Genomic DNA, 10,624 nt, shown 5'->3' on the forward strand with positions numbered 1-10,624 from the left:
GTCCGGGGTCAGCGACCGGTCTTGTTCCGACCGCGCTTCTCCCTGACCTTCATCCGAATCTCGATCGGCGTGCCCGGGAAGCCGAACTCCTCGCGCAGCCGGCGCTCGATGAACCGGCGGTAGCCCGCCTCCAGGAAGCCGCTGGTGAACAGCACGAAGCGCGGCGGCTTGGTGCCCGCCTGGGTGCCGAACAGGATGCGCGGCTGCTTGCCGCCCCGGATCGGGTGCGGGTGGGAGGCCACCAGCGTGCCCAGGAACGCGTTGAGCTGACCCGTGGGAATGCGCTTCTCCCAGCTCGCCAACGCGGTCTCGATGGCCGGGACCAGCTTCTCCATGTGCCGGCCGGTCAGCGCCGACACGTTCACCCGAGGCGCCCAGGTGACCTGGACCAGGTCCTGCTCGATCTCGCGTTCGAGGTAGTAGCGGCGCTCCTCGTCCATGAGGTCCCACTTGTTGTACGCGATCACGATCGCCCGACCGGCCTCGACCGCGAGCGAGATGATCCGGGTGTCCTGCTCGGTCAGCCGCTCGCTGGCGTCGATCAGGATCACCCCGACCTCGGCCTTCTCCAGCGCGGCCGTGGTGCGCAGCGACGCGTAGAAGTCGGCGCCCTGGGTCAGGTGCACACGGCGACGGATGCCCGCGGTGTCGATGAACTTCCAGGTCTTGCCGCCGAGCTGGATCAGTTCGTCGACCGGGTCGCGGGTGGTGCCCGCGACCTTGTCCACGACCACCCGGTTCTCGCCGGCGACCTTGTTCAGCATGCTCGACTTGCCCACGTTCGGGCGGCCGAGCAGCGCGACCCGGCGCGGGCCGCCCTCCATGACGCCGAAGCGCTGCGCGGGGGCCTCCGGCAGCACCGCCAGCGCGGCGTCGAGCAGGTCGCCGCTGCCTCGGCCGTGCACGGCCGAGACCGGCCAGGGCTGGCCCAGGCCGAGCGACCACAGCGCGGCGGCGTCCGCCTCCTGCGCCATGTTGTCGACCTTGTTGGCGGCCAGCACGACCGGCTTGCCGGACTTGCGCAGCACCCTGACGACGGCCTCGTCGCTGTCGGTGGGGCCGACGATCGCGTCGACCACGAACATCACCGCGTCCGCCGAGTCGATCGCGTACTCGGCCTGGACCGCGACCGACAGGTCGATCCCGACCACGTCGCGCTCCCAGCCGCCGGTGTCGACCACGGTGAACCGTCGACCGTTCCAGGTGGCCTCGTAGTACACGCGGTCGCGGGTCACCCCGGGGGTGTCCTCCACGACCGCCTCGCGGCGCCCGATGATCCGGTTGACCAGCGTGGACTTGCCCACGTTGGGTCGACCGACGACCGCGAGCACCGGCAGGGGCCCGCCGGAGTCCTCGGCGTGCTCGCCTCGGTCGGGGCCGTCCCCTTCCAGGTCGACCCACTCGTCGGGGTCGTAGCCCGCCTCCCACGCCTCCGGGTCGAAGGCGCCCTCGGTCGTGGCGTCGGCGTGCTGCTCCATGGGGGTGTTCCTCGTTCGGGTAGCGGTACGGGTGAAGATCGTGGTCAGCCGGCGCGGCCGGTCATCCGCTCGGCCTCGCGCAGGTGCGCGGTGAGCCGTTCGACGATGCGGTCGGACGCGGCCTGGACGGCCTTGCGGGTGGCCCGGCGGTCGGCGTTCTCGACCGCCTCGAAGGGCTTGCCGTAGACCACGTCGATCCGGGAGCGCAGACCCGGCAATGCACCGATCGAGGATCCCCGCGCACCGGTGCCGAGGCAGGCCACCGGGACGATGGGTGCCCCGGAGCGCAATGCCAGATATGCAAGTCCATTGTGCACTGCCGAGAAGTCGGCCTGTCCCCGCGTGCCCTCCGGGAACACGCCGAGCGCGCCGCCACCGGCCAGTACGTCGAGCGAATCGGTGATCATCCGGCGGTCCGCGACGCCGCGCTGGACCGGGATGTGGCCGATCCCGCGCAGTATCGGGCCGAGCGCGCCGGTGAACATCTCGCGCTTGACCAGCACCTGGGTGGGTCGGGGCGCGAACGCGAAGAGCATCGGGCCGTCGACGAAGTTGGCGTGGTTGCCCGCCAGGATCACCGGGCCGGCCATCGGCACGTGCCACGCGCCGAGCGCGCGCACCCGCCAGAAACTGCGCAGCAGCGGCTCGCCGATGAAGTGCGCGGCTCCGGCGAGCGGGGGCTTCGAGGTGGTCCCGAAAGCCGCGGTCACCGCACGTGTTCCGCGACCAGGGCGAGCAGGTGGTCGACCACCTCTTCGCGGCCGAGCTCGGTGGTGTCCACCAGGATCGCGCCCTCGGCCATCCCCGCGGGGGCGACCGCGCGACCCGAGTCCAGGGCGTCGCGACGGGCCAGATCGGCCCGGGTCGCCTCGACGCTGGTGGCCTGCGTGCCGGTCAGCTCGGCGTTGCGGCGGGCGGCGCGGGCCGCCTCGGACGCGGTCAGGTAGACCTTGACCGCCGCGTCGGGCGCCACCACGCTCGCGATGTCGCGACCCTCGACCACGATGCCGCCCGCGCCGATCGTGGCCCGCTGGAGCTCGACCAGGCGGGTGCGCACCTGCGGCACGGCGCTGACCGCGCTGACCGCCTTGGTCACCTCGTCGGTACGGATCGGGCCGGCCGCGTCCTTGCCGTCCACCGTGATGGTGGGCGCGTCGGGGGCGGTCCCGGAGACGATCTGCGGCTTGTCCGCGGCGGCGGCCACCGCGTCGGGGTCGTGCACGTCGACGCCGTTGAGGAGCATCCACCACGTCATCGCCCGGTACATCGCACCCGTGTCCAGGTAGCGCAGGCCCAGCCGGGCGGCGACCGCGCGCGAGACGCTGGACTTGCCGGACCCTGACGGACCGTCGATGGCGACCACCGCGGTCGCGAGCGGTGTACGGGCTTCCACGGTCGCCGACCTTTCACTTGTTGCCGGCACGGGGGCCGTCACGGGTATTGCCGAACCGGGCGGCGCAGTCGATGCCGCGGGGCGATAGGACACCGCCCGAGGGTACCGTCACGGATAGCCTTGATCGGTTGCCCCATTATTCCGTCACCCGCCCCTTGGAGTTCCCGTCGTGCGTACCGCCGCCGTGGTCGGCACCGGACTGATCGGCACATCCGTCGCACTCGCGCTGGCCTCGCGGGGGGTCACCGTGTATCTCCGTGATCGGGACAGCACCGCGGTGCGCACGGCGGCGGCGATGGGCGCGGGCCAGGAGGCGACACCGCCGGAGCCGGTGGACCTGGCCGTGCTCGCGGTGCCGCCGGCGCGGATCGCCGAGACGCTGCGCCAGGTGCAGTCGGAAGGGCTCGCGCTCGGGTACACCGACGTGGCCAGCGTCAAGGAGCAGCCGCTGCGCGAGATAGCGGATCTGAGCTGCGACCTCACCCGGTACATCGGCGGGCATCCGCTGGCCGGGCGCGAGCGCTCGGGGCCGCTGGCCGCGCGGGCCGACCTGTTCGAGGGCCGGCCGTGGGTGCTCACCCCCTCGCGCGAGACCGACACCGAGACGCTGAATCGGGCGCTGGAGCTGGTGTCGCTGTGCCGGGCGGTGCCGGTGGTGATGGCGCCGCGCGATCACGACCACGCGGTCGCGCTGGTCTCGCACGCGCCGCACCTGGTGTCCGCGCTGATGGCCGCGCGCCTGGAGGGCGCCCGGGACACCGACACCCGGCTCGCGGGCCAGGGCGTCCGGGACGTGACCCGGATCGCGGGTTCGGACCCGAGCCTGTGGGTCGACATCCTGGGCGCCAACGCGAACGCGGTCGCGGACGTGCTCGCCGGGCTGGCGAGCGACCTGGACACCGTGGTCGGCTCGCTGCGCGCGCTCGCCGCGGACGACGAGGCCAAGCGCGAGCTGGGTTCGCGCGGCGTCGCGGCGCTGCTGCGGCGCGGCAACGCCGGGCACGCGCGGATCCCGGGCAAGCACGGTGAGCCGGCCGCGCGGTATGAGGCCGTCCCGGTGGTCGTCCCGGACCGGCCGGGCGAGCTGGCCCGGCTGTTCGCCGACGTGGGCCGGGCCGAGGTCAACATCGAGGACATCCGGATCGACCACGCGCAGGGCCGCCCGACCGGTCTGGTCGAGCTCCAGGTGGATCCGCAGCGGGTCGAGGCGCTCACGACGGCGCTGCGCGGCGGCGGCTGGACCGTACAGCGCTGAGCCGGCGGCGCGCGCGACCGGGCCGCCGATCGGCCCGGTCCGCGCGCACCCGTGCCAGGTTCGCCGGACCGGTCGGCACGACGACGAAGCCGCGCGGTCACCCGGCCGCGCGGTCACCGCATCGCGCGGCCTGCGGTCAGCGCGGCGGGTTCTGCTCCGCCCAGCGCCGGCCCAGTTCGGTGCGGAACTCCTCACCCCACTGGGAGTTGAGCAGGATCTCCTCGATCAGCGGGTTCGGCGAGCGGTCCCGGCGGTCGGAGAGCACGCAGATCGCGATCTGGCGCAGCACGCCCTTGGTGTCGGTCTTGGGCGCGAGCACCACCACGAGCAGTTGCTCGAACAGCTTGCGGGTGCGTTTTTCGCCCGCGCCGGCCGCGTCGAGGCGGTCGCCGAACTGCTCGGCGTCCAGCAGCGTCTCGCGCATCGCCAGCAGGTCGTCCGGGTTCCAGGCCTCCGGCGCGAGTTGCCGTCGGCGCTGTTCCAGCCGGGTGGTCAGCCGGTCCGCGAGCACCGGCAGCACCCGCAGATCGGCGAGGCGCAGCGCGACCGCGAGCGTGACGATGTTGTCGATGCCCGCGACCTCGGTCTTGGCGGCGCCGCCGCCGAGCGCGCGCTCGCGCAGCGTGGGCTTGTCCGGGAGGCGCTTGACCGCGCGTCGTATCTTGTCCACCTCGGTGTCCGGGATGCCGTACCCGGCCCACATGCTCCACGGCGCGTTGCCGGCGCTCGCGGGCAGCGCGCCCGGTGTGGGCGGACTGCCCGCGCCGCCGGCCTCGGGGTCGGCCCCGGCATCCGCGTCGGCGTCGGCGTCCGGGTCGTCCTCGGTGAACGGCAGGGCGGGTATCGGCAGTTCGCCGCGCTCCTCCTCGAAGCCCGGCCAGGGCCCGGTGAAGGCGTCCTCGATCTCCTCGAACACCGCGCCGTCGTCGGCGTACCAGGTCACGTCCGCGGCTTCGGCGGCCTTTGCCGGCTCCCCCGCGCGCGCCGTCCGCGCCGTCGCCGAGGACGGCGAGGACGGGGACGAGGCCGCGGACGAGGAAGCCGGCACCTCGGCCCGCGCCGACACCGACGTCCGGACCGGCTCCGCCGCGTACGGGAAGGCCGGCTCCTCCTCGGCCGCCGACACGGTGACCACCCGCGGCTCGCGCTCGACCCGCTCGGCCAACTCGACCCGTTCGACCCGCTCGCCCCACGCCGGGACCACCGCGGCCACCAGGGCCGGCTCGGGAACCGGCTCCGACGCGACCTCGGCGGCCTCCTCGGCCTGCGCCACGGCCTCGGCGACCGGCGGCCGAGGGGCCGCGCTCCACCGGCCCAGCCGGGTGCAGATCTCCCGGGAGCGCTCCTCGGCCCGCTCGTGCGGGAACCGGCGCAGGTCGCGCATGCCCTCCAGGAGCCGGTGGATGCCCGGCCAGTCGGTGTCGGTGTACCGGCTCACCAGCAGCGCCGCCGCGTGCGCGTGCACATCCGAACCCGCCTTGGGCTCGTCCCGGACCACCAGTCGATAGCGACCCGCCCACGGCTGCGCGTCCCGGGGCCGGCGCGGCACCACCACGAACCTCGGCTTGGCCGAGTGGTCCAGCGTCTCGAACGTGGAGAACGTGAAGGACACCGGCACCAGCCACAGCAGCAGGTCGGAGAGCCCCCACAACATCGGCACCGGGTCGATCCCGACGTCCCGCTGCCGAAACGAGAAGAACCTGCCCGGGTGGCGCAGCACGGCGGCGACCGCGACCTCCAGCAGATAGGCCTGGTCGCGGGCCCGCCCGCGCAGCCGTTCGGCGTGCGCGTCCAGCGCGTGTGCCACGAAGTCCGGTGCGAGCGGGGCCAGTCCGTAGCCGCGCGGGATGTCCTCCAGGGCCGGTTCGCCCGCCCACACCGCGTCCTGGGTGAGCACCAGTGCGGCGTGCGGGCCCAGATCGCGGCCCGGGTCGAGCAGCACCCGCGCGTTGTTGCCGTCGACCACGTACTCGCGCCGGATCACCGCGGCGCCGCGACCGGTGTGCACCAGCGCGACGCTGGTCACCGGTGCGCCCCGATCGTCCGCGTCGACCGCGACGTGCTCGCGCACCTCGTCGTGCCAGCCCGGGAGTTCGTCCCGGGACACGGAGGCCGCGATCGGACCCAGGCCACGCCCGCCGAGCAGGCTGTCCTCCTGGCGTCGGTAGACGATCTGCCGAAACCCGCCCGCGTCGGCGTCGGTCGGCGTGTCCTTCCCGCGCGGCTGCGCCGTCCGTACCGTCATGGCTGCGCTTCCGTCCTGTCCGGCGTGCTGTCGAGGTCCTCCAGGGCGAGCCGACCGTATTCGAGCAGGAACGGCTCGCGATAGCGGGTGGATCGCAGCGCGCTCCACAGGGCCCGCCGATAGTCCTCCCACACCCGAAACGACGTACGAAGCCGCCAGACCGTGCCCGCGACGTCGGTACCGAACGTGGCGAGTCTGCCGTGTGCGACGACGCGCTCGGTCATCTCCCACAACAACAGGCTCAGCGACTCGCGCGGCACGCCGCATCCGTCGAGGGTCTTGATGTCCTCGTGCAGCCGACCGAGCACCGCCGCGAAGGCGGCCTGGGTGTGCTTGTCCAGCCGGCGCCGCTCCTCGTGCGTGCGGTGCACGAGTTGGGCCAGGCGGTACACCACCGGAGTCAGCAGCGGCGGCCCGGCGAGCAGCAGCGCGACCGCGAGCGTGTCCGGGTCGACCCGCTCCAGCGCCTCGCGGAACTCCCGCGTCTCGTGGCCGTTGGACCGGGAGATCTCCCCGGCGGCCAGCTCCAGCACCTCGAAGCCGGACCGGGTCGCGTGCAGCGCCTCCCAGGTCGCCCAGTCCGTCGTGCCGCGCCCGGTCCGCCCGGAGTCGGCCGTCGGCAGCGCCGGGCGACTCTCGGATCCGCCCGACTCGGGCCGGGCGGGCACGAGTCGGTCCGGGCGGGGCGGTACGGGTACGGGCGGGCCGCCCGGCGGCGGGATCGACCGATCCGACTCGCGCCCGTCCCGCCGATCCCGCTCACCGGCCCTCGATATGCGCCCCCCGTCGCCCCGGAACGTGTCCCACCCGTTGCGCCGAGCGCCCCACGCGTCGGATTCGTCGAGCGGGACGTACCCGCTGTCCGGGTGCCGCCCGTTGCGCGCGTCCCGCTCGTCCCGCCCGTTCGGGTCATCGTTCTCGTACGACCGGTCCGACTCGTCCGACTCGTACGACCCATCCGACTCGTACGAGTCGTCGAAGCCGGCCGACTCGTCGTCGGCGGCCCAGGTGTCCGTGTAGCCGGTCACCCCCGGATCGTCGGAGTACCCCGCCGCCGACCACCCCGGGCCCGGGTCGCCGGACCCGCCCGTCCCGGCCGCCGGATCCTCGCGGGGCGCCGGGTCGACCGCGCGCACCAGGCGCGTCGCATCCGGTTCGAGGTCGCGCACCAGGTTGGCGCGGTCCAGAAACGACGCGCCGGGCCGGGCCGCCGCGTCGATCTTGACCAGCGTGCGCTGCACCTCTTCCCACGGACGGGTGCAGTACTGCTGGACCAGGATCCCGGCGGCGTCGCGGAACACGTCCCGCCCCGGCTGCGGTTCGGAGCGCGGGTCGATCCGCAGTCGGTTGGCCGGCTCCGGGGTGTTGGGCCAGCGCGGGACCAGCACGAAGCGCGGCTTGACCATCGCGTCGCTGGTCTCGTACGTGGAGAAGGTCCACCGTCCGGGCGCCACCCACTGCGCCAGGTCGAACACGCCCCACAGCAGCGGCACGATGTCCGGGCCGACGTCGTCCAGGTGCAGGGTGAAGTGCCGCCGGTGGTCGCGCAGTACCGCCGCGAGCACGATCTCGACCAGTTCCGCGTGGTCGCGCGCGTGCCGGCGGATGTCCTCGTGCACGTCCGGGTCGAACGCGTCCGAGCGGATCGAGGCGCCGCGCATCGGCACCGTATCCGGCACGTCGGCGAGCCGGACGTGCGAGCCGGTCAGTCCGCCGCCGTGCCGGCCGTGCAGCCACGCGATCGCCAGCATCGTGTGCGCCTGCACCCGCAGACCGGGGTCGAGCAGCACGTGCGCGTTGTTGCCGGGCCGGTTGGTGCCGTGGATCGCGGCCTCGCGCAGGATCAGCGCGTGCCGCTCCTCCAGCCGCACCCGGCACACGCTCCACTCGGGCGTCTCCGGCAGCGAACGGTCCATCGAGACATGGCTGTCCAGACCCCCGTGCCAGTCCCGCAGGCGGTCGAAGGTCAGCGAGGTGGCGACCGGACCCATGCCCTTGTGGCCGAGCAGGTTCCCGTAGCTCCAGCGATAGACGATCTGATCCAGCCGATCCGCCTCGTCCGCTCCGGTGTCCGCCATCTCACACCCCCACCCGCTCGCTGCCGGCCTGATCGAGCATGTCGCACATCGCAAGGATCGCCACGACGGGTTCGAGAACCCGGCGCGGCCGGATGCCGCCGGGGAACCGGCCGTCCCGGTCGCGCGCGCCGGTGGCCGACACGAAGTGCATCGTGCAGCGCCGGAATTCCTCGAAGGGGCTGAGCCAGGCCGCCGCGTCGTGGGCGTACAGGAACGAGTACACGTCCCGGCTCTCGGCGGCCACCCTGGCCGGGTCCACCACACCGGCGCGCGGCGCGTGCGAGCCCAGCCACGCGTCCACGGGCGGCTCGAAGCGGATCAGGTCGGACTTGGTCACCGCGACCGTGACCGGCTGGTCGAGCAGTTCCGCCCGGCGCGGCAACCGGTCCATCACCGCCGCGAAGGTCCGGTCGCCGCGCCGGGTCCCCGGCATGTCCTCGGCCTCGCCGGTCAGTCGGCGCAGCTCGGGCAGGTCGACCGCGACCACCGGGTCCACCACGAACACGAACGCGTCGGCGGCGGCCAGGAATTGCATCTCCCGGCCGCCCCTGGCCAGGTCCTCGCCGCTGACGTCGAAGAAGGCGATCGGTCGGCTCCGACCGCCCGAGCGCAGCAGCAACGCGTCGGCGAACTGGACCAGGTTGCCCTGGTGGTTGACCGTGGTCGCGAGCATGTGGCCGCGCTGGAGCGGGTCGACCCGGTTGTGCAGGTAGTCCTGATGCTGGGCGGGGTCCACCGGCTGATGGGTGACCCCGTACGGGCGCAGCCCGCCGGCGTCGATCTCGGCGATCATCGCGGCGAGCAGGTGGGTCTTGCCGGAGAGGCCGTCCCCGATCAGGCCGACCACCAGCGGCGGCTCGTGGATCAGGTAGTTGGTCGGCAGGAAGTGTTCGCGCTCCTCGTCCCCGGTGGGGTTGGGGCAGCGCATGAAGGTCGCGCGCATCCGGTCGTGCCGCTTGACCGGGTCGGTGACCGTGCTCAGGTCCACCCGTTCGTAGCGCAGTCGGTCGTCGCGTTCGTAGAGGTCGTTCTCGTCCCAGCGGACCAGGTCCAGGCAGTAGGGGCAGCGCACCACGGCTCGATTCGAGTCGACGGGGCCGGCGGTCGGAGCGGCCGTGGAGGAGGTCGCGGACGCGGTCGGCGTGGGCGGTGTACGGGGCATCTCGCGGGTGCCCTCGTGCGGCGGCTCGACCGGTTCCCCGGGGGAGCCGGGCGAATCGGGCGAGGTCCGGCGGGGTTGCTCGCGCGGTCGGGCGCGCGGTTCGGGGCGGGGGGCGAGCCCGTCGAGGCGGCTCCGGATCGCCTCCACGCGGGTCGCCTCGGGCAGCGTGTGCACCTCGGTGGGCGTGTTCAGGAGTCGGTGGAAGCCCGCCCACCCCTCGCCCACGTAGTGCTTCACCATCCGCCGGGCGAGTTCGCGGTGCGCGTCGAACGGCTCGCCGTTCCCGGTCAGATCGACCCGTGCCCGGGTCCCCGGCGCGGTCCCGGGCACTCGGGGCAGCGTGACGAAGCGCGGCGCGCCCTTGGGATCGGGGGCGGTGTCGTCGACCTCGAACGTGGAGAACGTCCACGGCCCCGGGAGCAGCGCGGTGAGCAGGTGTTGCAGACCCCACAGCAGCACCGTGGCGTCCTCGGCGGTGGCCGGCAGCAGGGCCACCCGGGCCCGGGGCCGGCGCAGCACCGCCGCGGTGAGCACCTCGAGCGGGTCGCCGAGCCGGCGGGCCCGCTCGTGCAGATCGCCGGCGGCGATCTCGAAGGCCTCGGCCAGCCGCTCGTCGGCGAGCGGCTTGAGGCCGTAGCCGGGCGGGATCCGGTCCAGGTCGAGCGCGCCCGGGGCGCGGGTCGCCAGCGAGCCCCACGCGATGGCGTCGAACGGCGCGATGCTGTCCCGGGGACCGACCAGGACGTGTGCGGAGTTGTTCAGCCGCTGGTGCGCGTCGGGGGCGAACTCGCGCCGGATCAGCGCGACGCCCAGCGGGGTGTCGAGCAGACACATGCTGGAGGCCGGGCAGGCGGGATCGCCGTAGTCCACCGTGACCGCCTCGGCCAGCCGGGTCCGGGTATGCCAGCCGAAGACCTCGTCGCGCCCCAGCGACGTGGCGACCGGGACCACGCCGCGACGCCCGAGCAGTCCGTCGGGGTCCCAGCGGTACACGATCTGATGCAACATCAGCC

The 10,624-nt window shown here is 73.7% G+C and carries 7 protein-coding genes; 1 reads left to right on the forward strand and 6 read right to left on the reverse strand.

Going from position 1 to position 10,624, the window contains the following annotated elements:
- Window positions 1–8 precede the first annotated feature (8 nt).
- Genes der through cmk form a run of 3 tightly spaced genes read right to left on the reverse strand, consistent with a single transcriptional unit; the run spans window position 9 to window position 2,871 of the window.
- Complete coding sequence (gene der / locus OG948_RS09330) at window positions 9–1,478, reverse strand: ribosome biogenesis GTPase Der (RefSeq protein ID WP_406295384.1); 1,470 nt, start codon at window positions 1,476–1,478, stop codon at window positions 9–11.
- A gap of 44 nt (window positions 1,479–1,522) precedes the next feature.
- The gene (locus OG948_RS09335; RefSeq protein ID WP_406295386.1) at window positions 1,523–2,188 is read right to left on the reverse strand and encodes a lysophospholipid acyltransferase family protein; all 666 of its coding nucleotides are present in this window, start codon (window positions 2,186–2,188) and stop codon (window positions 1,523–1,525) included.
- Entirely contained in the window at window positions 2,185–2,871 is a 687-nt protein-coding gene (gene cmk / locus OG948_RS09340) for a (d)CMP kinase (protein ID WP_395873804.1), read from the reverse strand. Before cmk ends, OG948_RS09335 begins: the two co-directional genes overlap by 4 nt.
- A gap of 169 nt (window positions 2,872–3,040) precedes the next feature.
- Between cmk and OG948_RS09345 the strand changes: the two genes are divergently transcribed.
- The gene (locus OG948_RS09345) at window positions 3,041–4,126 is read left to right on the forward strand and encodes a prephenate dehydrogenase (RefSeq protein WP_406295387.1); all 1,086 of its coding nucleotides are present in this window, start codon (window positions 3,041–3,043) and stop codon (window positions 4,124–4,126) included.
- A 136-nt stretch (window positions 4,127–4,262) separates the two neighbouring features.
- Here OG948_RS09345 and OG948_RS09350 read toward each other — a convergent pair whose 3' ends face one another.
- Genes OG948_RS09350 through OG948_RS09360 form a run of 3 tightly spaced genes read right to left on the reverse strand, consistent with a single transcriptional unit; the run spans window position 4,263 to window position 10,619 of the window.
- A complete protein-coding gene (locus OG948_RS09350; protein WP_406295388.1) occupies window positions 4,263–6,371 on the reverse strand; it encodes a hypothetical protein in 2,109 nt (702 codons plus the stop codon).
- Window positions 6,368–8,449 carry a hypothetical protein gene (locus OG948_RS09355; RefSeq protein WP_406295389.1) on the reverse strand — a complete coding sequence of 694 codons (2,082 nt, stop codon included), beginning with the start codon at window positions 8,447–8,449 and terminating at the stop codon, window positions 6,368–6,370. Before OG948_RS09355 ends, OG948_RS09350 begins: the two co-directional genes overlap by 4 nt.
- Before the next feature lies 1 nt (window position 8,450).
- Window positions 8,451–10,619, reverse strand: coding sequence for a hypothetical protein (locus OG948_RS09360; protein WP_406295391.1), 2,169 nt, complete (start codon window positions 10,617–10,619; stop codon window positions 8,451–8,453).
- Between the last annotated feature and the right edge of the window lie 5 nt (window positions 10,620–10,624).

This window comes from Embleya sp. NBC_00888 (assembly GCF_045207655.1).
In the GTDB taxonomy this organism is placed as follows: domain Bacteria; phylum Actinomycetota; class Actinomycetes; order Streptomycetales; family Streptomycetaceae; genus Embleya.

Excerpts from the sequence above, each read along its gene's own strand:
- OG948_RS09350 (WP_406295388.1), bottom strand. The coding sequence starts at position 6,371 with ATGACGGTACGGACGGCGCAGCCGCGCGGGAAGGACACGCCGACCGAC.
- OG948_RS09355 (WP_406295389.1), bottom strand. The coding sequence starts at position 8,449 with ATGGCGGACACCGGAGCGGACGAGGCGGATCGGCTGGATCAGATCGTC.
- der (WP_406295384.1), bottom strand. The coding sequence starts at position 1,478 with ATGGAGCAGCACGCCGACGCCACGACCGAGGGCGCCTTCGACCCGGAG.
- OG948_RS09360 (WP_406295391.1), bottom strand. The coding sequence starts at position 10,619 with ATGTTGCATCAGATCGTGTACCGCTGGGACCCCGACGGACTGCTCGGG.